Genomic DNA, 21,877 nt, shown 5'->3' with positions numbered 1-21,877 from the left:
ATTTCATGCACAAACGATCCGACAAAGTTGCCGAAGCCATCCACGAACTCGTGTCCGGTCTCCTTGTCAAAGGACTCAAGGACCCCCGTATCGGGTTCGTTACCATTACAGGCGTCAAGGTAACCGACGATATTCGCCATGCGACCATCTATTACACGGTGATGGGGAGCGATGAGGAAAAGAAGGCAACCTCCCATGGTTTGAACAGCGCCGTAGGCTTCATTCGTAAAGAAGTGGGCAAAGAGCTCAGACTCCGGTTCGCCCCCGAACTCATCTTCAAGTATGATGAGTCGATCGAGTACGGTAGCCGTATCGACAAACTGCTTAAAGAAATTAGAAGCGAGGACGGTGACAATGATTGAGGGTATCATCGAGGAGATCCGCACTAACGGGAGCTTCCTGGTTACTACCCATGAGAACCCCGACGGCGATGCCGTCGGTTCATCTCTCGCCCTTGCCGGGTATCTCAAGCGACTCGGTAAAGAGGTGACGATCCATTTTTGCGATCCCGTGCCCGACCTCTACTCCTTTCTGCCGTTGGCGAATGAAGCTACGCAGACCCTTCCCGACCGTGACTATGATGTCTGTTTTGTTCTCGATGTGGGAGAATTTCGACGGGCCGGCAAGCAGGTTGCCGATTGCCGCCGGATCGGGAAACTGATCAACATAGATCATCATTTAACAGAAGACCATTTTGGTTGTATCAATTACATAGATCCCAAAGCGGCGGCAACGGGGATACTCGTTCACCGCATTATCAAGGGGGCAGGTGACGCCATTGACTATGAAACGGCGCTCTGCCTTTATACGGCCATCATTACCGATACCGGATCGTTTCGCTATTCAAACGCGAACCCCGAGGCTTTCGCCGTTGCGGGCGAATTGGTTGCCACCGGAATCAACACCTGGAACATCGCCGAGAAGCTCTACGAGAGCCAACCCCGGCAGAGACTGGAGCTTCTGGCCCTGGCGCTCTCCACCATGTCGATTTCCCCACGGGGCGACTACGCCTCGATAACGGTTACTCTCGACATGTACGAGAAGACGGGCGCCTCTGCCGAACTGACGGATGGTTTCGTTAATTACCCGCGCTCCATCCGTGGAGTGGAGGTGTCGGTTTTCTTTCGCGAAATCAATCCGGGTCTTTTCAAAATAGGTTTCCGTTCCAAGGGAAAGGTTGACGTCTCGAGCATTGCATCCGCCTTTGGTGGTGGGGGGCACCACAATGCCGCAGGCGCCACCATGACCGGTTCCCTTGACGAGATAAAGGCGAAGATATTCTCTCACCTGGGAAAGTCCCTCTGACCTGATGGACGGATTCCTTGTCATTGACAAGCCGGCCGGCTTGACCTCCCACGACATAGTAGCGCGAGTCAGACGGATTCTCGGCCAGAAAAAGGCGGGCCATACGGGAACCCTCGATCCCTTTGCCACGGGGGTTTTGCCGGTTGCCGTGGGCGAGGGAACCAAGGCGATTCCGTTTCTTGACGAGGCGGTCAAGGGATACCGTGCAACAATGGTTCTTGGTGCTGCCACTGACACCCAGGACTGTACTGGGCGCGTTGAGAGGGAAGGTGATTGGACCCGCTTGTCACCCGAAACGGTCAGCGAGGTCCTCAGTTCCTTCCTGGGAAAGGGCACGCAGATTCCACCCATGTACTCGGCTATCAAGCAGGGTGGGGTTCCCCTCTACCGGCTTGCTCGAAAAGGATGTGAGGTAGAGCGCGAACCGCGTGAGATCGAGATCCACTCCGTTACCGTAGACCATATGGATTTGCCACGGGTAGAGTTCACTGTTTCCTGTTCCCGTGGCACCTACGTACGGACCCTGGCGCACGACGTGGGAGAGCGCCTTGGCTGTGGTGCCCACCTTACGCAATTGCGCAGAACACGGAGCGGGACATTTGATCTTTCACGGGCAGTTACCCTTGATGAGTTGGCCAGTCTCCAAGAGAAAGGCGCCGCAGGTTCAATCATCGTATCGCCCAATGATGCTTTGGGGCATTTGCCGCAGATTGAACTCACTGAAGATGAGGTTCGCAAGGTTTACTGCGGTATTTCTCCCGGGTGTCACGGCAAATATGTCGGCACTGATGCGTCTCTTGGTGCCGGAGTGAGGATACGGCTCGTGCGGGAGGGAAAACTTCTGGCTGTCGCGGAAATCGGTAGTGCCGAATCGGGGGACGGTAACAAAAACCTAAGGCTTATAAGGGTTTTTAACTAGGTTTGGCTTTACACTGGCGGTTCGTTGTGGTAATAGTTCTCCTTACGTTTTTTCGAAGCACGTCACAATCGATCAATGGTCGGAACACATGAAGGTGAAAGGGGGTGTACGGGAGTGCTGGTAACGGACAAGAAACAAGAGATCATTACATCGTTCAAGCGTCACGACAGCGATACGGGGTCTCCGGAGGTTCAGATTGCGATCCTCACTGAGCGGATCATCTATCTGACGGAGCATTTCAAGGTTCACAAAAAGGACCACCACAGCCGGCGCGGTCTTCTGAAGATCGTCGGCCAGAGAAGGAGACTCCTCGACTACCTCAAGAAGAAGGATGTCGAGAGATATCGGTCAATCATCGAGAAGCTCGGCATACGGCGATAAGAAGAGGCAGTATACTCCGTTGAGGGGTATATTGCCTTTCCTTTTTTTCAGCAGTCCCATGGGTGGCTAATCCGGGCGCCCGTCATGGGAGATAAGTTTCTGACAGCAGGCAGAATGGGCTTAGCGGCCCATTTATTTTTGTCAGGGTGTTGGGGGCGTGGATGGAACAACTAAGCGCTTGCTTGGTTGTTCCATCGACGGCCCCAACGCACCAGGAATAGGCTAAGGAGGCCAGAGTATGAATGAACAGAAAGTAACGGTTGATTTCGGTGGTAGAACGATAACCATTGCGACCGGCAAAATGGCAAAGCAGGCGAGTGGTGCTGTGATGGTCAGTTGCGGTGAAACCATGGTCCTTGTTACCGCGGTGGCGGTCAAGTCCGCCAAGGAAGGTCAGGACTTTTTCCCCCTGACGGTCAACTATCAGGAGAAGGCCTATGCCGGCGGCAAGATTCCCGGTGGTTTTTTCAAGCGGGAAGGGCGCCCGACGGAGAATGAGACCCTTACCTGCCGCTTCATCGACCGTCCGATCCGGCCGCTCTTTCCTGAAAACTTCCTCAATGATACCCAGATCATGGCAACCGTTGTTTCCGCGGACCAGGATAACGACCCGGGTATCCTCGCCATGATTGGCGCTTCGGCCGCTCTTGAAGTGTCCGATATTCCCTTCTTCGGCCCCATTGCCGGCGTGAAGGTCGGCCGTGTAGATGGGAAGCTGATCTGCAACCCGACCGCTGAGCAACTGGCTGCCAGCGACCTTGAAGTTATTGTTGCCGCGAGCCGCGATGCGGTCATCATGGTAGAGGGTGGCGCTGCGGAGATTTCCGAAGCCGACCTGCTGGAGGCCATCTTCTTCGGCCATGCCGCTGTCCAGCCGATCATCGATGCCCAGATCGAACTGCGCAAGCTGGCGGGCGTCCCCAAGCGGGAAATCGCTCCGCCGGTTGTTGATGGGGCTCTGCAGACGAAAGTCAAAGAGCTTGCTTATGCCCAGATGAAGGACGCAGTCAGGATTCAGTCGAAGCAGGAGCGCCACAAACGCATCGGCGCCATTGCAGATGAGACCATGTCGGCCCTTGAGGCTGACTTCCCCGGACGTAGCGCCGAGATCAAAGGCTTCCTTGAAGGTTTCGAGTACGAGCTGGTGCGTGAGCATATCCTCAAGGACGGCGAGAGGATTGATGGCCGCGACACCAAGACGATCAGGCCCATCACCTCGGAGGTTGGTCTGCTTCCCCGCGTCCACGGCTCAGCACTTTTTACCCGCGGTGAAACCCAGGCGATTGTTGCGGCCACCCTCGGCACATCCAGTGACGAGCAGCGGATCGACTCCCTCTACGGAGAGAGCAGGAAGCGGTTCATGCTCCACTACAACTTCCCTCCCTTCTCTGTGGGGGAAACAAGCTTCCGCCTTGCTCCGGGTCGCCGTGAGATTGGCCACGGCTTTTTGGCCGAGCGCGCCCTTGAGCGGGTCTTGCCCAAGCACGACGATTTCCCCTACACCATTCGGATCGTGTCGGACATTCTGGAAAGCAACGGTTCTTCTTCCATGGCCTCTGTCTGCGGCGGCGCTCTTTCCATGATGGACGCCGGTGTGCCGATCACGGCGCCGGTTGCCGGTATCGCCATGGGTCTCATCAAGGAAGGTGACGATGTTGCAATCCTCTCCGATATCCTTGGCGACGAAGACCACTTGGGAGACATGGACTTCAAGGTGGCCGGCACCGCAAAGGGTGTGACCGCCATCCAGATGGATATCAAAATTACCGGAGTGACCCGCGAGATCATGGGCAAGGCCCTTGACCAAGCCAAAGACGGGCGGCTTCATATCCTTGGCAAAATGGCCGATGCACTCACGGCTCCCCGGACCGACCTGTCTCCCTATGCTCCCCGCATCACTACCATCTGGGTCAAGACCGACAAGATTCGCGACGTCATCGGTGCCGGCGGCAAGAACGTTAGGGGGATCACCGAGGCCACGGGTGTTTCCATCGACATCGAGGATACCGGCAAGATCAATATTGCCAGCACCAACAAAGAGGCCTGCGACAAGGCGATCAAGATGATTCGCGACCTGACGGCAGAAGCCGAAGAGGGCAAGCTCTACATGGGTACCGTCCGGAAGGTCATGGACTTCGGGGCCTTTGTCGAAATCTTCCCCGGCACCGATGGCCTCGTCCATATTTCCGAACTCGATACCGAGCGGGTCAAGAACGTCACCGACATCCTCAAAGAGGGTGACAAGGTCCTCGTAAAGTGCATCGGTATTGACAAGCAAGGCAAGATAAAGCTGTCCCGGAAGGAAGCCCTGGGGGCCGTGCTGCCCGAGTAGTGTCCCCGGGAATCCCGCTGGTAAACTTCCAACTCCGCGGTATAGTCTTATCCATGGTTAGCAAAACGATCCTCGATAACGGCGTGCGGGTCATCTCCGAGTACATGCCCCACGCCCACTCGGTGTCCATTGGAATATGGGTCGCCAACGGCTCCCGCCACGAACGGCGGGAGCACAATGGCGTAGCCCATTTCATCGAGCACCTCCTCTTTAAGGGGACCTTGCGTCGTACGGCACTTGACATCGCCCGCGAGATTGACTCTGTCGGGGGGGTGCTCAATGCATTCACAAGCCATGAGTACGTATGCTACTACGCCAAGGTCCTCGATAAAAACCTTCCACAAGCCGTAGATCTTCTTACCGACATTTTTCTCCATTCAACGTTTGATCCGGACGAGATCGAGAAGGAGCGCAAGGTAGTCCTCCAGGAGATCAGCATGCTGGAGGACTCTCCTGACGACTATGTTCACGATCTCTTTCATCGCAGCTTCTGGAGGGGGCATCCCCTCGGCATGTCGATACTTGGCACCGCTGAGAGCATCGGCAGCCTCTCCCGCGATGCAATCCTGGCTCATCGGGACGAAATGTACCGCTCCGGAGACATTATTATTGCCGTGGCAGGCAATGTTCGCCACGACGAGCTCCTGAGACTCATAAACGTCAGTTTCGATTGTGTATCTGAGGGGACAGGGCGTGACTTCTGCCATCTCCCTGTATACGGCCAAAAGGTGGAGGTGGTTGAGAAGGATCTGGAGCAGCTTCATATCTGTCTTGGCACCAAGTCACTGCCACACAACCATCCCCGACGGTTTGAAGTTTACCTCATGAACACCATCCTCGGTGGAAGCATGAGCTCGCGCCTTTTCCAGGAGATTCGCGAGCGACTGGGGCTCGCCTACACGGTATACTCCTACGTGGTTTCCCATACCGATGCCGGATCTCTCGTAATCTATGCCGGTACAAGTCCTGAAAAGCTCAATGACGTCATGACAATAACATGTACCGAACTTAGACGACTGAAGACAGAACTGGTAACCACGACTGAACTTGATGCTGCCCGTGAGCAAATCAAGGGAAATATCCTCCTGTCTCTAGAAAGTTCCGACAATCGGATGACCAAGCTTGCTAAAAACGAGATCTATTTTGGCCGCTACCTTTCCCTCGCCGAGTTGACCGACGGATTCGATGGGGTTACTGCCGACGGTATTCTTGATTTGGCCAATGACTTTTTCACGGTCGATTATGTGACGCTTGCCCTAACTGGCAAGGTACCCGGAGAGGTTCCGGATCTCTCGCATCTTGTTTTGTAGGTGACCCATGGAACAGTGTGTGGTGAAGGTGCGACGTGTGCGGCGCGCGGAGGGGCAGAATTTTCCGTGTTACATGACACCCCATGCCGCTGGAATGGATCTCTGTGCCGATCTCGACGATGATCTCGTCCTGAAACCGGGGGAGAGGAAGCTGGTTCCGACCGGACTTGCCATCTCGCTCCCTGACGGTTTTGAGGCCCAGGTGAGACCTCGAAGTGGCCTTGCCCTCAGGCACGGGATCGCCCTGGTGAATTCCCCCGGCACGATCGACCCTGACTACCGCGGCGAAATCGGGGTAATTCTCATCAATCACGGTAGTGAGACGTTTGTGGTAAAGCGGGGAGAGCGGATCGCCCAGATGGTGTTTGCCCCCTTTGTCCGCGCTGAACTTCTTGAGGTGGACGAACTCGACGAGACAGCACGGGGTGACGGGGGATTTGGCCACACCGGCCGATGAAAGGGAGTACGTCCGATGAATGATCCGCGCATACGTCAACTCGCTGAAGTGCTCGTAACCTACTCTACGCGGGTAAAGAAGGGGGATGTGGTTCTCATTAGTGCTTCCGGCACCGATTGCATCCCTCTCGTCAAAGAACTCTACGCCCTCTGCCTCGCCCGGGGGGCAAAGTATGTCGAGTATTCATTTCAGGTTTCTGAAATTGACCGCCATTTCTACAACACAGCGACCAAGGCGCAACTTTCTTTCTTTCCCCAGCACAAGCTGGATTTCATGAAGCAGGTTACGGTCTATATTTCCATCTCCGGTTCCCAGAATTCAATGGTGATGGCCCAGGCTAACCAGAAGAATATGATTGCATGGTCGAAGATCACCCGCCCCATCGTCGACTGGCGCGTTAAGAACACCCGCTGGGTAATAACCCGTTATCCGACCCACGGTGCTGCGCAGGAAGCGAAGATGAGCCTCGAGGAATACGAAGAGTATCTCTTCGCCGCATGCTGCATCGATTGGGAGGCTGAATCGCGCAAGCAGGACAAGCTGAAACGCCTGATGGACAGGGCCAATACGGTGAGGATCAAGGCATCAGACACCGATCTCTCCTTCAGCATCAGGGGGTTGAACGGTATAAAGTGTGATGGACGCTTCAATATTCCCGATGGAGAGGTTTTTACAGCACCGGTCCGTGATTCGGTGGAAGGGTACATTACCTACAACTGCCCGACTATCTACCAGGGTAAGGAGTTCAACGGCATCCGACTTCAGTTCGAGCAGGGACGGATTGTGAAGGCCACGGCACCGGCCTTGGAAGAAGATCTCAACCGTATCCTCGACACCGATGAAGGTGCCCGCTACATCGGTGAATTTGCCATTGGCGTGAATCCGAACATCCGTGAACCTATGCGCAACATCCTCTTTGACGAGAAGATATTCGGTTCCATACATTTCACCCCTGGCCAATGTTATGACGAGTGCAACAACGGCAACCGTTCGGCTGTTCACTGGGATATGGTGAAACTCCTCAAAGGCGACGGAGAGATATGGTTTGACGATGTCCTCATCCAGAAGCATGGCGTTTTTGTGCATAAAGACCTCGTTTCCCTCAATCCGAAGCAACTGTAATCTCTATGCTCCTTGAAATTAACCATCAGAATCCACAGCCGAGGCTTATCGCGAACGTGGTCGAAATTCTGAAGGACGGCGGCATCATTGCCTATCCCACAGACACGACCTATGGCATCGGCTGTAGTATCTTCAGCAAAAAGGGGATCGAACGGATTTATCTCCTCAAGCAGCGCGAGAAAAAGAAACCATTTTCCTTCATCTGCTCCGACCTCTCCGAAGTGGCCCGCTATGCCAAGGTCAGTAATTACGCCTATAAAATACTGAAACGTCATCTTCCAGGTCCCTACACCTTTGTCCTCGATGCAACCAGTATTGTTCCTGATCTCCTTGTGACAAAACAAAAGACGGTGGGCATCAGGATTCCGGATAACCGTATCTGCCTTTCCCTGGTCAAGGCGCTGGGGCATCCCATTATCACGACAAGCGCTAATCTTTCCGGTGAAGAACCCATTGGCGACCCATACCTCGTCGAACTCGGGATGGGAAAGCAGCTGGACGTTGTCGTCGACGGGGGTATTCTCTCTGCCGATGTCAGCTCGGTTGTAAGCCTCATTGGAGACTACCCCCAAGTGCTTCGCGCCGGCGTGGGTGATGTGAGCTGGTGCGAGGAGTGATTCAGAGCACGGGTCGCCGATGTCCGGCACGCCAAATTGCTTGCAAATACAACGATAATAGGGTATGAGAAAACATCCGGCCGCCCGTAAGGGCGGTTTTCTTTACGGTTCATTTCTCTTGACAATGCGAAGCAGTTCACTATACTGATGGGCTTCGGGTAATAGGCTGATTGTTAATGAAAATTAGAGTTGATGACATAACAGAGCAGCCAAAGCTTCTCTTCTTCGAAGAACCTCACGAAGCGTTTCCTTCACTGGTGGAACTTCAAGCAAGAGGCGAGAGCGAATTCCTCTCACCTCTTGCGGTTGAATTGTCGGTTGTGAGGGAATATGGACATATTCGGGTCAAGGGGAGTGTGGCAGTCAAAATGCGCTTCGATTGCTCCCGTTGTCTCTCAGCTTTTGACTCAGATATTCATTCGGCGTTTACGATGTTCTACTCTAAAGGTAACCGGCTCAATTCCGAGGAGGATGAGGTCGAACTCGCCGAAGAGGACCTTATCTCCGTATCCTATGAAGGTGACGAGATCGATTTTGCCCCTGAAATCGCCGAGCAGGTGATTATGGAGTTGCCGCTCAAGCCACTCTGTAGCGATGAGTGTCATGGGCTTTGTGTTGTGTGCGGTGCCGAGCTCAATGAAGGTGACTGTGGGTGTGAACGAGCCTCGTTCAATCCAAAGTTTAGCGCGCTGAAGAATTTAAAAGTAGAAAAGTAAAAGGAGAAATATCATGGCAGTACCTAAGAAGAAAACGTCCAAATCCCGCAAAAACATGAGAAGGGCACACGATTTCCTTACTCCCCCGGCTGCTTCCGTTTGCCCCCAGTGCAAGGCTCCGAAGCTCCCCCACCGCGCCTGCGCCTCCTGTGGCACCTATAAAGGCAAAGAAGTCATCAAGAGCGAAGAAATCTGATTTTTCCTCGTCAAGCCTGACTTTCCATTGTCCAGGAGTACCATGAGAGTAGCGGTCGATGCCATGGGGGGCGACAATGCTCCTTCTGTTGAAGTTGAGGGGGCAGTTGCAGCCGCACGTGAGTTCGGCATTGCCATCACCCTTGTCGGTGATACGGAGCGACTACGTCAGGAGTTGGGCAAGCATAAAGTCCAAGGACTTGACATTGCACTTCATCATGCTAGCGAAGTGGTTGGGATGCATGATGCTGCTTCGGATGCCGTTCGGCGCAAGAAAGATTCATCAATCCGCATTGCTTTTGAGCTTCTCAAGAGTGGTTCTGCTGACGCTGTTGTGAGCGCCGGAAATTCCGGAGCAACCATGGCTGCGGGCATGTTCGTCCTGAAGCGACTCAAAGGGATCGATCGGCCTGCGATCGCTCAAATTTTCCCGACTTTACGTGGCAGGACCCTTGTTCTCGACGTTGGTGGTAACGTCGACTGCAAGCCTATTCACCTCGTCCAATTTGCCATCATGGGTGAAGTGTACGCTCGCCACGTTATGGGAGTTGAGCAGCCACGTATCGGGCTTCTTTCCAATGGCGAAGAGGACAGCAAGGGGAATGAACTCACCCGCGAAACTAATTCTATCCTGAAGAACATTTCCTTTGATTATGTTGGTTATGTAGAAGGCCGTGACATTTTTAATGGAATGGTTGATGTGGTGGTTTGCGACGGGTTTGTTGGTAACGTTGTTCTGAAGCTGTCTGAAGGACTTGCCGAAGCCGTGGGCAAAATGCTGAAAGATGAAATCAAGCAGAGCTTTCTCTCCAAGCTAGGGTATCTGTTCTCTCGCAAGGCATTCTCGAATTTCAAGAAAAAGGTAGATTATGCTGAATACGGTGGTGCGCCGCTTCTGGGGATCAACGGCGTTGCCATGATTTGCCATGGCGGCTCAAACGTCAAGGCGATCAAGAACGCGATCATCTTCGCCAATGATTACGCTCGCAAAGGAGTCAATCAGCGGCTCGCAGAAAAGCTGGAGACTGAGTTCACCGCATACATGCAGCAACGGGATCCCGTCAAAGAGTCGGTTGCCGGCTAGAAGGGGCATGTGGATGACTAGAACGAGAATTACCGGCACAGGTTCAGCAGTGCCCGAGAACATCCGCACGAATTTCGACCTGGAAAAAATGGTAGATACCACTGATGAGTGGATAACCACTAGGACAGGGATCAGGGAGAGGCGCATCGCCGCCGAGGGGGAGTATACTTCGACCTTTGCAACACGGGCCGCGGAGCGAGCCCTTGAGATGGCCGGAGTAGCTGCTGAAGAGATTGATCTTATTATTGTTGCAACCATTACTGCCGATTTTCCCTTCCCCGCAACTGCCTGCCTCGTCCAGAGCAATCTCGGAGCCAAGAAAGCTGCTGCCTTCGATATAGCTGCTGCCTGTTCAGGATTTGTCTATGGCCTCTCGATTGCGGATAATGCTATCCGGGGAGGTACGGCACGCAAGGCACTCGTCATTGGTGCCGAGGTTTTGAGCCGAATTATTGACTGGACCGACAGGAATACCTGTCTTCTTTTTGGCGATGGTGCCGGAGCCGTGGTCGTTGAGGCGTGCGAGGGTGAGCGGGGGATTCTTTCGACCCATCTGCACAGCGACGGTTCTTACTGGGAACTTCTCTACCAGCCTGGCTGCGGCAGCCGAAACCCAGCCGTACAGCAAACCCTGGACGAGCGGAAGATCTTTCTCGTGATGCAGGGGAATGAGGTGTTTAAGTTGGCAGTGCGTGCCATGGAGGACGCTGCACTTCAGGCATTGGAAACAAATCGCCTCACCCCCTCTGATATAAGTATTTTCATTCCCCACCAGGCAAACCGCAGGATCATCGATGCCATTGGCAAGCGGCTCGGGCTCGGCGCTGACAAAGTCTACGTAAATCTCGACCGTTATGGAAATACCTCGGCTGCTTCCATTCCGCTGGCCCTTGATGAGGCTAACCGCGGTGGCAGAATCAACGAGGGAGACATTGTGCTCTTCGATGCCTTTGGCGGCGGACTCACCTGGGGATCGGCCTTGGTGCGTTGGTAATCGTTCTCGAAAAGGAATTGTCATGAGCAAACGAGCGTTCATATTTCCCGGTCAGGGCTCCCAGTATCCTGGAATGGGGAAAGACCTTGCGGACAATTTTTCTGTTGCCCGGCAGATATTCCAGGAGGCGGACGACGCGCTTGGGAGCAGTCTTTCGCGTCTTTGCTTCGAAGGGCCCGAAGACCAGCTCAAGCTGACCGCCAACACGCAACCGGCTATACTGACGGTGAGCGTGGCTGCCCTGCGGGTTCTTCAGGCGGAAACTGGTCTTGTTGCTGATTATCTGGCCGGCCACTCCCTTGGAGAGTATTCCGCTCTGGTAGCGTCTGGCGCCCTTCGGTTCGCCGACGCGGTGAGGACGGTTCGTTCCCGCGGTACTTTCATGCAGGAGGCTGTGCCGGTGGGCGTTGGTGCCATGGCTGCCATGCTCAGCATCGAGCCCGATGTCCTTGCTGCTATCTGTGTTGAAGCGGCCCAGGGTGAAGATGTTTCTCCTGCCAATTTTAACTCGCCCGGACAGATTGTCATCGCCGGTCACACCGGTGCCGTCAATCGGGCCATCGAGATCGCCAAGGCCAAAGGTTTCCGCAAGGCGATGCTTCTTACGGTGAGTGCTCCCTTCCATTCGAGCCTCATGGTGCCGGCTGGCGAACGGCTTGCTGAGGTTCTAGCTGCGGTTACGGTTGGCGACCTCGCTGCTCCGGTTGTGACAAACGTCGAGGCGAAGCCCAACCAGGACAAGGGGCGCGTGAACGAGCTTCTCGTGCGTCAGGTGAGCGCGCCGGTTCTGTGGGATGCCTCTGTTCGCGAGATGGTGGCCCTTGGTGTTACCGAGTTCGTCGAGGTCGGTCCCGGAAAGGTTCTGTCGGGCCTCGTGAAGAGGATTGACAAAGAGGTGGTCACGAAGAATGTCGAAGATGCTGCAGGAATGAAGGTCATCGGGTAGGGGGAGCCATGAGTCTTGCAGGTAAGGTTGCAATCATAACGGGCGCCTCGCGCGGGATCGGCAGAGCCATTGCACTCAGACTTGCCCAGGATGGGGCTGACCTGGTGGTGACTGCCACGACCCTGGAAACTGCCCGAAATACTGCTTCTGAGATCGAAGCGCTGGGGCGAAGGGCGCTGGCTCTGGCTGTCGATGTGGCCGATCCGGCATCCGTTGATGCCCTGTTTGCCGCGGTGGTCGAAACCTTTGGCAAAGTTGACATCCTGGTGAACAACGCGGGCATAACAAAGGACGGACTGCTTCTCAGGATGAAGGATGCAGACTGGGACGCAGTTATCGATGTGAACCTCAAGGGTGCGTTTAACTGTGTCCGCGAGGCAGCAAAGCTCATGGCAAAGGCCCGCAGTGGCCGCATTGTCAATATCAGCTCCGTTGTGGGCGAGATGGGAAACGCGGGGCAGATAAACTACTGCGCCAGTAAGGCCGGTATGATCGGACTTACCAAGTCGGCTGCTCGGGAACTCGCCAAGCGGGGAATCACGGTCAATGCTGTAACGCCCGGGTTCATTGAGACCGACATGACGGCGGTTCTCTCTGAGAAGGTGCGGGAGGGGCTTTTGCAGCAGATTCCTATGGAGCGCCTCGGCACGCCGGATGATGTTGCCAATGCCGTCCTCTTCCTTGTATCGCCCATGGGCGACTACATCACGGGACATGTTCTTTCTGTCAATGGTGGCATGTACATGTGAAAAAATTATCTTTCGCAATCTGATTGTTTCATGGTATGTAGCTAGAAAAATTAACCGAAAACCTGAACAGGGTTAAAACCAAACGGAGGTGAAAAAGCATGTCAGCGATAGACAAAAGGGTTAAAGAGATCGTTGCCGAGCAGCTCGGCGTCGATGAGGCACAGGTAACGAACGAGGCATCGTTCATGGACGATCTTGGTGCCGACTCTCTTGATACCGTGGAACTGGTGATGGCTCTCGAAGAGGAGTTCGATATCGAGATCTCCGACGAGGATGCAGAGAAGATCCAGAGCGTACAGGACGCCATCGACTATATCACCGAGCACACCTAAGCACAGAGGGGAAGGGAAAACCTTCCCCTTTTTCACTAAAAGCGGCAATGCCGCCATCTCTGAACAATTCCAGAACATCGGGAGCACGCCACTATGAGAAGAGTTGTTGTGACGGGAGTCGGTGCCGTTTCTCCCTTGGGGACCGGCAACGGCAAGAACTGGGATGCACTCGTCGCGGGACAGTCGGGTATAGACCTCATTTCCCGCTTTGACGCCTCGGAACTTCCCGTAAAGATTGCCGGTGAAGTAAAAGATTTTAATCCAGAGGATTACATTGACAAAAAAGAGGTCAAGAAGATGGACCTCTTCATTCAGTACGCCATGGGTGCAGCGCAACTTGCCATGGAGGACTCGGGGCTCACAATCACCGACGAGAACGCCGAGCGGGTCGGGGTGCTTGTTGGAGCCGGTCTCGGCGGGTTGCCGACCATTGAGAAATATCATGCGGCCATGCTTGAAGGGGGCTACAGGAAGATTTCTCCCTTCTTCATCCCGATGCTCATCATCAACCTGGCGCCTGGGCATATCTCTATCAAGTTCGGCGCAAAAGGGCCGAACCTGTCTTCGGTTTCGGCCTGTGCAACCGGCACTCACTCCATCGGCGATGCCTACCACATGATCAAACGGGGAGATGCAGACGCAATGATCGCTGGCGGCACCGAGTCGACGGTAACCCCGCTTGGTATTGGTGGTTTTGCAGTGATGAAGGCCCTTTCCACCCGCAATGATGACCCCAAGGGTGCATCACGACCCTTTGAGAAGAACCGTGATGGCTTCGTTCTTGCGGAGGGTGCCGGTATCGTGATTCTCGAAGAATACGAGGCAGCCAAGAAACGCGGTGCCAAGATCTATGGCGAGATTGTGGGATATGGTCTTTCAGGCGATGCCTATCACTTGACAGCGCCGGCCCCGGAAGGGGAGGGAGCGGCCCGTTGCATCAAGATGGCACTTAGCAATGCCGGCGTCAATCCGGAGGCGGTTAGTTACATCAACGCCCATGGCACCTCCACCCCTTTCAATGACTACTATGAAACCCTCGCCATCAAGCGTGTCTTCGGTGATCACGCGAAGAAGGTAATGGTATCCTCCACAAAGTCTATGACCGGTCACCTTCTTGGCGCTGCTGGCGGTGTTGAGGCGGTCTTTACCCTCATGGCGATGGAAAAGGGTGTGGTTCCCCCGACCATCAACTATCAGGAAGCCGATACAGAGTGTGATCTCGACTATGTACCCAACGCAGCACGTGACGCGAAGATCACCTACGCCATGAGCAATAACTTCGGTTTTGGCGGTACCAACGCCACGCTCCTCTTCAAGAAGATCTAGCGAGGTGATACGGTGATACTCGTCGGAAGCGATCATGGTGGTCTGGAACTGAAGGACGCAATCAAGAGACTTCTTGTTGAGCGGGGTGCTGCCGTAGAGGACTGTGGAACAGATAACGGCAATTCGGTCGATTATCCCGACTTCGGAATCAAGGTTGCCCGCAAGGTTTCTGCTGGTGAAGCGGAGAAAGGCATACTCTTCTGCGGGACTGGTATCGGGATGTCCATTGTCGCCAACAAGTTTCCCAATGTTCGGGCGGCTCTGGCGACCGACCCCTTCATGGCACGTATGGCAAAAGAGCACAACAATGCCAATATACTGGTCCTTGGGGGAAGGGTACTCGACGAGGCGACGGCCAGGGAAATGGTCTGCGCCTGGCTCGATGCCGCGTATGAAGGGGGCCGCCACCAGGGAAGACTCGACAAGATTGCCGCCCTTGAGAGGGAACTGATGAAGTAGCCCGGCCGGCCTCGGCCGACTGGCGAAAGAAATGCACTACGGGACTGTCAACGGTCCCGTTTTCCTTTTTGTAATCGTTAAAGGAGTCTACCATGTCCATTCTTGCAACCTTTGACCCGGCAGTTGCCGAGGCAATACGTCACGAAACCGAGCGCCAGGAGTACAATCTGGAGCTTATCGCGTCCGAGAATTTTGTTTCCGAGGCAGTGCTGGAAGCCCAGGGGTCGGTTCTGACCAACAAGTATGCCGAAGGGTATCCCGGCAAGCGTTACTATGGCGGCTGCCACCATGTGGATGTGGTGGAGAACCTCGCCATTGATCGGGCTAAAGAACTTTTTGGCGCCGACCATGCGAACGTACAGCCCCACTCGGGCTCCCAGGCCAATATGGCGGTTTACTTCTCGGTGCTCAAGCCGGGCGACACCATTCTCGGCATGAACCTCTCCCATGGCGGGCACCTGACCCACGGCAGCCCCGTCAACTTCTCGGGACGCTTCTTCAACGTGGTTCCCTACGGCGTTTCGCAGGGAACCGAGACCATTGACTTCAACGAAGTCGAACGTCTGGCGCTTGAGCACAAACCGAAGCTTATTATCGTCGGGGCCAGCGCATACCCGCGGGTTCTGGACTTTGCCGCTTTCCGGGCCATAGCCGACAAGGTGGGGGCGTTGGTCATGGTGGACATGGCCCATATCGCGGGACTGGTGGCCGCTGGTCTCCATCCGAACCCGGTTCCCTATGCAGAGTTCGTCACTACCACGACCCACAAGACCCTGCGTGGCCCCCGAGGCGGCATGATCCTCTGTCGCGAGGAGTTTGCCAAGACCATCAACTCCAATATCTTCCCCGGCATCCAGGGGGGGCCGCTCATGCACGTGATCGCGGCCAAGGCGGTGGCCTTCAAGGAAGCCCTTGCCCCGGAGTTCAAGACGTATCAGCAACAGATCGTCAAGAATGCGCAAACTCTCGCCGACGAGCTCGTAAAGCGTGGCTTCCGGCTCGTCTCCGGTGGTACCGACAATCACCTGATGCTGGTGAATCTGACGGGCACCGAGCTGACCGGCAAGGTGGCCGAAGAGGCCCTTGACAAAGCGGGCATCACCGTAAACAAGAATACTGTTCCCTTCGAAACCCGCTCACCCTTCGTTACCTCGGGGTTCCGGATCGGTACGCCTGCCGCAACCAGCCACGGACTTAAAGAGACTGAGATGGCAGAGGTTGCTGCTTTTATCGCCGAGGCGCTGGCGAACGTGGAGAACGAGGCGAAGCTTGCGGAGGTAAAGGGAAAGGTCAACGCCCTTATGAGCCGCTTCCCGCTTTATGCCAATCGTCTGAAGTAGTTTTCATTGACCACGACGCAAAGAGGGGGAATGCACCATGCATTCCCCCTCTTTGCGTTTAAACTGCCGTGGAAGCCGGAGTCTATTCCTTTATGAAGACCGCCAGCTCGACGCGGTCGCCATCGGACAGGCAGACCGGAAAGCAGAGTGCTTTATGGCCCGCCGGGACCGGAATGCCGTCGGGAGTGTCGATGATCTCGGGTGGGGCTATCTCGACGGATTTGCCGATCTGTGCCGCTTTGGCGGCAATGTTTCCCATGACCACGTTCACGAATTCCATGACGGTGTCGTCAAGGACTTCCTTGGGTTCGTTGTCGACGTTCGGTTCCTTGAGGATTGCCTTGGCGATTTTTGCCCGGGTTGCAGCGGTAACGCCCATGAGGTAGCTGCCCGAAATATCGCCCGTAAAATCCATGGCTGCGTAGATATCCATGGCGGGCAGTCGCTCGGCCACGAAGCAGGGTTCGGGCCGGAAAACGAGGAGTGCCACGCGAGTGAGCATCTTGTAGGAGAGGTCGACCACCATCTCCCAAACCTTCGGCTCGGGGATACCAGCCGGAATTGTCACGGTATCGGTTATGTACTGGGCTTGGTCGGCTTTGAAATAGTCCAGGTATTTCGGCAGAGCATCGGCTTGGAGCCCCCCAACCTTGACAAGGGCCTCTCCGATGTAGAGGTGAGTGTTCTTCTGCCGCGCCAGCACCTGCATCATCTGATCGCCTGTTAACAGGCCAAGCTTGACCGCCATGTCTCCAAAGCGAAGATCTTCGATCCGTTGAGCATTGTGGACTCTCTCAATGTCTGCCTCCGTGAGAATGCCCATGGCAAGGGAAGTGGCTCCGAAACTGAGATTAACCGATTCTTGCAGCCCTATGGCTTGCAGGAGTATTTCCCTCGAAACGACCCCTTTTTCAACAAGAAACTGTCCGAAAAACTTCACTGCCATATGCTGTCCTCCTTGAGAACAAAGTGTTTCGTAACGTGGTATCGAGCGATGTCTCTACATCTCGCGGAGAATATTCAGAATGTTGTCCGCCTCGAACGGTTTTGAGATAACCGTGCGGGCGCCGAGACGCAGGGCCTCGGTGAATTTGTCGCCAACGCCGCCGAGCGACGTGATCATGACCACCTTTACATTCTTGTCCAGGGCCACCAGGGTACGCAGAGCAGTCAGTCCGTCCATCCCCGGCATGTTCATGTCCATGCAGATGATGTCAGGGTGCTCGGTCTGGTGCATCCGGATGGCCTCCATGCCGTTCTTGCCGTGGCCGACAACATGAAACTCGCCGCTTTCGCTGAGGATCTTGTCCAGTTGGCGGGCCACCGAGATACTGTCGTCCACAATCAATACTTTCTTCATGCACTCCTCCTTCCAGACTATACTCATGCTCGAAGCGTCTTGTCACTCTGTACTATTTGTATCGGCAAGTAGGAGTAAATATTTAGAAAAATTTTTCGCCACTCTGTGTCTTGGTGTCGGATTTGTAAAAAATTGCTCGTATTGTCGAGAACTTTTACATTTGTCTTTGTGGTAATAATTATGCGATGTGGCAAATCATCCTATATTTGGGGCAATAACCGGAGGACCATGTGGTGGCACAATAAATGCTTGGACAACATTAATAAATCAAAATTTAAGGAGTAGCCAAGGATGGCGTATTAAATCAAAGGCACCTTCTTCTTTCTTCCTGATCAATGTAACTCCTGAATTATTAGGCTTAAACTTTACATCTTTCCTGAAATTTTCCTGCCTCACATCCTTTCATTGTGTGCCCTCCCTGTTCTGAGAATCGTAAAAAATTCCGACTGTTAGTGTTTCAGGATTAATTTCAACAGCTGCTTCAAGCCCATGGGCAAAGGAGATCGATTATGAACGCTTGTCGACTGACTCTTATCGTATCGCTGTTCTCCGCTTTAGTATTTTCAGGCGATGTCTCGGCGCAGCCCCTGCACTACGGTGATTTCTCCACCGCCCTTTCCGGCTGGACGACCCTGGGGGATGTCACCGTTGAGAATGAAGAAGCGGTACTGGGCGATAACGGGGCAACATACAGCATCCTTTATCAGGGGATCCCTTTGGCTGCGGGCGATTACACCTTTGAATTCGACTTCAGGAACCGCTTGTCCGGCACCGTACCCCTGGAGCCCCCTCGACACCTTTTTCGCCACCCTCTATTTCACGAATGACCTGAGAGGGTTCAATCTGGCGCCGGGGGGATTCGATGCGGCGCTTCCACTCCTCAGTCTGGACCACAACGGCGTGTTCGACAGCGTCGCAGCAATCGGCGCAAGTGGGAAAGGTCCGGAGTGGTCGCACATGAGCCTTGAATTTCACAACGGATACGCCTACGTCGTACCGGTATTTGAGCTGTTCGACATGAATTACATCGATAACGACAGTAAGGTTCTTCTCGACAATGTCGGCATTGATCAGGCTGCGGAGCCTGCCGTTATCCCTGAACCAGCGACGTTTATCCTCTCAGGGGGCGGCATCCTGGCGCTTCTTGCCTTCAGGATGAGACGAGGAAGAGGGTAGGTTGGGCAAAGGCGGCTTCATGCCGTGCCCAAGATTACCGCTGTTTAGCCCAAGCTACGCAGATTCAGAGGTTACATGCTTCTAAGCACTACTGTCCGGTAAAGTTCGAATGTACTTCTGTAACCAACTGATTCTTATAGCTCTTTGACATAATTGTTCTTTTTTCGATTTGAATTCGTTTCGGGTGCTACCTTTCTGACTTCACAGGAGGGTGGCGATGCAATCCGGCAAAACGGTTTTCAAGCAGCTTTTGCAGTTTTTGCCCCGGTACGAATTCAATCTCTGCGTCAGCCGATACCGAGGTGAGCACAGGATCAAGAAGTTCTCAACCTATGACCAGTTCCTCTGCCTGGGATACGCCCAGATGGCCGGTCGCGAGAGCCTGCGGGATATCGAAACCTGCCTGAACTCACATCAGGAGAAGCTTTACCACATCGGTTTCCGTGGCGACATCTCCCGAACGACTCTTGCCGATGCCAACGAACGCAGGGATTGGCGCATCTTTCAGGACTTCGGCTATGTTCTGATCCGCATGGCGCAAAAGGAATATCAGAGCGATTCGATCGCAGTCGAGCTTGCTCAGCCTCTGTACGCCTTCGACTCGACAACCATTGACCTGTGCCTTTCTTTGTTTCCGTGGGCCGATTTCCGCAAGACCAAGGCAGCGGTCAAGATGCACACGCTCATTGATCTGCGCGGTCCGATCCCGACCTGGGTAGCCATAACCACCGGCAAGGTCCACGATGTCAGGATGCTGGATCATCTGCCGGTTGAAAAGGATGCCTTCTATGCGATGGATAGAGGTTATGTCGACTTCGCGCGGCTGTACGCCATTCACCAGCAGGGGGCGTTCTTTGTTGTTCGCGCCAAGGACAACCTGAAGTGCAAGCGGCTGTACTCCAATCCGAAGAACAAGGAAACTGGCGTACGGGCAGACCAGATCATCACCCTGGTAACGCAGAAGTCGAAAAAAGGCTATCCGGAGCGGTTACGCCGGGTCAGCTTTGTTGACAAAGAACGAAACAAACGGCTTGTGTTCCTCACGAACAACTTCGAGATCCCCACAGAGACTGTAGCGGCGGTCTATAAGCAGCGTTGGAAGGTGGAGCTGTTTTTCAAATGGATCAAGCAGCACCTGCGGATCAAGTCGTTCATCGGGACATCGGTCAATGCGGTAAAGAGCCAGATATGGGTAGCCTTGTGCATCTATCTGCTGGTGGCGATCACCAAGAAGAAACTCGGCATTCAGTGCTCGCTCTACACTTTTCTACAGATCCTTGAGGTCAATTTGTTCGAGAAAAAGCCCATTTCATCGCTGGTTGCGGAAGCCCTTAAGCAAAATCCCGACCCTGTCGTCAGCAACCAGCTAAATTTATTCAACTATTAACCGGATAGTAGTGGCTTCTAAGCATTAACGGTGAGGAGGCGCACCATGCTTACCAGAGCAACCGGAAGGGGAAGAAGGTCCGTTTTTTCATTTATTTCCTGCCTGGCACTGCTGCTTTTGTTGTTGCCAAATTTCGCCCAAGGCCAGCAGCCAGAGGATCTCAGCGCTTACCTTGCTGTAAGCACGACCAATGAGCGCTCCACCCTGAACAACGTTGCCCGCACGGTCACCAGCACCGCTGACGTTACCATTACAAACACTTCAACAAGGACGATTACCACCCCGCTCCGTGCGGTCATCACCACGAGCACTTCGGGAGTCCAGATGCCCGAAGCGCTGGGAGGACCGGGAACCGTCCCCTATGGGAAGTACTATTATGATCTTGGCGCCAAACTTTCCGGAGGGACACTCCCTCCCGGAGGGAAGGTTACGTTCGGCGTGAGGTTTGTCAGATCCTCTACCGTCCGGTTCAGCTATAACGTCCTGCCGTACGGCATATTGGTCCCCACATCAACCCCGGTCATCAGCGCCCCGACGGCTGTGGAGTGTGGGCCGGTCATGGAAGGACTGATCGCCACCAATAATGTGACGGTCAGCAACACCGGCACGGCTTCCCTCGTGGTAAGTGAGGCAACTCTTGCCGGCACTGGTTTCTCCTGGTCGACAGGTGGTGCCCCTCCTCTGCCTCTGGTACTTTCTCCCGGACAGAGCACCAACCTTCAGGTCGATTTCGTTCCGGGGAGCGGAAACGGTGGAAACACCCTCACCGGCACCCTGACCCTCGGCAGCAACGGCGGGAACGCCAAGGTGAGTCTGAGCTGCAATGCGGTAGCGCCGATGGAATTACAAACATCGACCGTCATGGGCGCCCGGGTGAAGAACGGCACCGTCTATGACCAGATAACCGACAGCTCCTGCGCGGCAGTGGGTGGTGAAGTGAGCTTCGGTGAAGGGTCACTCTCCTCAGACACCTTCGTGGTGACGCTCACCGACCAGACCGGGAAGAGTGTCTCCAGCGCCTCGTTCGCCGCAACCCAAGGGGCCGGCACAGCCACCTTCAGCGGCATTGCAGCCTGCGGCCTGAAAGACGGCACCATCAGCGTAACCGTCACCGTCACCCGCGGCGGCAGCGTCTTATGCACCATGACCGGAACGCCGGCGGTGAAGAACACCTCGACCTTGGCGGCGCCGTTGCTCGATCCTGTTGACCCGGCGACGGTCTTCTCGACCTGAGGTGTCCTGTCAATAGTAGACACTCCCAACTCAAGCGGCGGCCGTGTTTGTGCAGAAGTTCAGGGCAAACACGGCCGGGGCCAGATAGCCAAGGCGCGAGTGGCGTCGTTGGCGGTTGTAGAATATCTCGATGTATT

25 protein-coding genes are annotated in these 21,877 nt (G+C 54.6%); 23 read left to right on the top strand and 2 right to left on the bottom strand.

Annotated elements, in window-relative coordinates; all coding sequences use genetic code 11:
* The first annotated feature begins 5 nt into the window (after nt 1–5).
* The 19 genes from RCH91_RS03170 (at nt 6) to glyA (ending at nt 16,584) form a co-directional block, all read left to right on the top strand.
* Nucleotides 6–362: a ribosome-binding factor A gene (locus tag RCH91_RS03170; RefSeq protein ID WP_306533092.1), complete on the top strand. Its 357-nt coding sequence runs from the start codon at nt 6–8 to the stop codon at nt 360–362.
* Nucleotides 355–1,305 carry a bifunctional oligoribonuclease/PAP phosphatase NrnA gene (locus tag RCH91_RS03165; RefSeq protein WP_306533091.1) on the top strand — a complete coding sequence of 317 codons (951 nt, stop codon included), beginning with the start codon at nt 355–357 and terminating at the stop codon, nt 1,303–1,305. Before RCH91_RS03170 ends, RCH91_RS03165 begins: the two co-directional genes overlap by 8 nt.
* Nucleotides 1,306–1,309: 4 nt before the next feature.
* Entirely contained in the window at nt 1,310–2,224 is a 915-nt protein-coding gene (gene truB, locus RCH91_RS03160; protein WP_306533090.1) for a tRNA pseudouridine(55) synthase TruB, read from the top strand.
* 114 nt (nt 2,225–2,338) lie between these two features.
* On the top strand, nt 2,339–2,605 hold the full coding sequence (gene rpsO, locus RCH91_RS03155) for a 30S ribosomal protein S15 (RefSeq protein WP_306533089.1): 267 nt from the start codon (nt 2,339–2,341) through the stop codon (nt 2,603–2,605).
* Nucleotides 2,606–2,843: 238 nt separating this feature from the next.
* Complete coding sequence (gene pnp, locus RCH91_RS03150) at nt 2,844–4,937, top strand: polyribonucleotide nucleotidyltransferase (RefSeq protein ID WP_306533088.1); 2,094 nt, start codon at nt 2,844–2,846, stop codon at nt 4,935–4,937.
* A 53-nt stretch (nt 4,938–4,990) separates the two neighbouring features.
* Nucleotides 4,991–6,247 (top strand): pitrilysin family protein, encoded by a 1,257-nt coding sequence (locus RCH91_RS03145; protein ID WP_306533086.1) that lies wholly within the window; start codon nt 4,991–4,993, stop codon nt 6,245–6,247.
* Between the two features lie 7 nt (nt 6,248–6,254).
* Complete coding sequence (dut, locus tag RCH91_RS03140) at nt 6,255–6,704, top strand: dUTP diphosphatase (RefSeq protein ID WP_306533085.1); 450 nt, start codon at nt 6,255–6,257, stop codon at nt 6,702–6,704.
* Between the two features lie 15 nt (nt 6,705–6,719).
* Nucleotides 6,720–7,826: an aminopeptidase gene (locus tag RCH91_RS03135; RefSeq protein WP_306533084.1), complete on the top strand. Its 1,107-nt coding sequence runs from the start codon at nt 6,720–6,722 to the stop codon at nt 7,824–7,826.
* Nucleotides 7,827–7,831: 5 nt separating this feature from the next.
* A complete protein-coding gene (locus RCH91_RS03130; protein ID WP_306533083.1) occupies nt 7,832–8,443 on the top strand; it encodes an L-threonylcarbamoyladenylate synthase in 612 nt (203 codons plus the stop codon).
* Nucleotides 8,444–8,619: 176 nt separating this feature from the next.
* On the top strand, nt 8,620–9,159 hold the full coding sequence (locus RCH91_RS03125; protein ID WP_306533081.1) for a DUF177 domain-containing protein: 540 nt from the start codon (nt 8,620–8,622) through the stop codon (nt 9,157–9,159).
* A 13-nt stretch (nt 9,160–9,172) separates the two neighbouring features.
* Nucleotides 9,173–9,355: a 50S ribosomal protein L32 gene (gene rpmF, locus RCH91_RS03120; protein WP_306533080.1), complete on the top strand. Its 183-nt coding sequence runs from the start codon at nt 9,173–9,175 to the stop codon at nt 9,353–9,355.
* Between the two features lie 42 nt (nt 9,356–9,397).
* Entirely contained in the window at nt 9,398–10,438 is a 1,041-nt protein-coding gene (gene plsX / locus RCH91_RS03115; RefSeq protein ID WP_306533079.1) for a phosphate acyltransferase PlsX, read from the top strand.
* Nucleotides 10,439–10,451: 13 nt separating this feature from the next.
* Nucleotides 10,452–11,432, top strand: a complete 981-nt coding sequence (locus RCH91_RS03110) for a beta-ketoacyl-ACP synthase III (protein WP_306533078.1) — start codon at nt 10,452–10,454, stop codon at nt 11,430–11,432.
* Nucleotides 11,433–11,454: 22 nt separating this feature from the next.
* Complete coding sequence (gene fabD / locus RCH91_RS03105) at nt 11,455–12,378, top strand: ACP S-malonyltransferase (protein WP_306533077.1); 924 nt, start codon at nt 11,455–11,457, stop codon at nt 12,376–12,378.
* A gap of 8 nt (nt 12,379–12,386) precedes the next feature.
* On the top strand, nt 12,387–13,127 hold the full coding sequence (fabG, locus tag RCH91_RS03100; RefSeq protein ID WP_306533076.1) for a 3-oxoacyl-[acyl-carrier-protein] reductase: 741 nt from the start codon (nt 12,387–12,389) through the stop codon (nt 13,125–13,127).
* 98 nt (nt 13,128–13,225) lie between these two features.
* Nucleotides 13,226–13,459: an acyl carrier protein gene (gene acpP, locus RCH91_RS03095; RefSeq protein WP_004511463.1), complete on the top strand. Its 234-nt coding sequence runs from the start codon at nt 13,226–13,228 to the stop codon at nt 13,457–13,459.
* Between the two features lie 93 nt (nt 13,460–13,552).
* Entirely contained in the window at nt 13,553–14,785 is a 1,233-nt protein-coding gene (gene fabF / locus RCH91_RS03090) for a beta-ketoacyl-ACP synthase II (protein ID WP_306533074.1), read from the top strand.
* Nucleotides 14,786–14,797: 12 nt separating this feature from the next.
* Nucleotides 14,798–15,244 (top strand): ribose 5-phosphate isomerase B, encoded by a 447-nt coding sequence (gene rpiB, locus RCH91_RS03085; protein WP_306533073.1) that lies wholly within the window; start codon nt 14,798–14,800, stop codon nt 15,242–15,244.
* 92 nt (nt 15,245–15,336) lie between these two features.
* On the top strand, nt 15,337–16,584 hold the full coding sequence (gene glyA, locus RCH91_RS03080) for a serine hydroxymethyltransferase (protein ID WP_306533072.1): 1,248 nt from the start codon (nt 15,337–15,339) through the stop codon (nt 16,582–16,584).
* Nucleotides 16,585–16,666: 82 nt separating this feature from the next.
* Here the strand turns inward: glyA and RCH91_RS03075 are convergent, their stop codons facing one another.
* Both RCH91_RS03075 and RCH91_RS03070 read right to left on the bottom strand, forming a co-directional pair.
* On the bottom strand, nt 16,667–17,530 hold the full coding sequence (locus tag RCH91_RS03075) for a chemotaxis protein CheX (protein ID WP_306533071.1): 864 nt from the start codon (nt 17,528–17,530) through the stop codon (nt 16,667–16,669).
* 54 nt (nt 17,531–17,584) lie between these two features.
* Complete coding sequence (locus RCH91_RS03070) at nt 17,585–17,944, bottom strand: response regulator (protein WP_306533070.1); 360 nt, start codon at nt 17,942–17,944, stop codon at nt 17,585–17,587.
* 509 nt (nt 17,945–18,453) lie between these two features.
* Here RCH91_RS03070 and RCH91_RS03065 point away from each other — a divergent pair.
* The 4 genes from RCH91_RS03065 (at nt 18,454) to RCH91_RS03050 (ending at nt 21,740) form a co-directional block, all read left to right on the top strand.
* Nucleotides 18,454–18,771 (top strand): hypothetical protein, encoded by a 318-nt coding sequence (locus RCH91_RS03065; RefSeq protein WP_306533069.1) that lies wholly within the window; start codon nt 18,454–18,456, stop codon nt 18,769–18,771.
* A 130-nt stretch (nt 18,772–18,901) separates the two neighbouring features.
* A complete protein-coding gene (locus RCH91_RS03060) occupies nt 18,902–19,120 on the top strand; it encodes a PEP-CTERM sorting domain-containing protein (RefSeq protein WP_306533068.1) in 219 nt (72 codons plus the stop codon).
* Between the two features lie 217 nt (nt 19,121–19,337).
* Nucleotides 19,338–20,507 carry an IS4 family transposase gene (locus RCH91_RS03055; protein WP_306533067.1) on the top strand — a complete coding sequence of 390 codons (1,170 nt, stop codon included), beginning with the start codon at nt 19,338–19,340 and terminating at the stop codon, nt 20,505–20,507.
* A gap of 45 nt (nt 20,508–20,552) precedes the next feature.
* On the top strand, nt 20,553–21,740 hold the full coding sequence (locus RCH91_RS03050) for a hypothetical protein (RefSeq protein WP_306533066.1): 1,188 nt from the start codon (nt 20,553–20,555) through the stop codon (nt 21,738–21,740).
* The last annotated feature ends 137 nt before the right edge of the window (nt 21,741–21,877 follow it).

Source organism: Geobacter sp. (assembly GCF_030834625.1).
Classification (GTDB): Bacteria; Desulfobacterota; Desulfuromonadia; order Geobacterales; family Geobacteraceae; genus Geobacter.
This window is presented reverse-complemented; position numbering and strand designations above follow the sequence as displayed.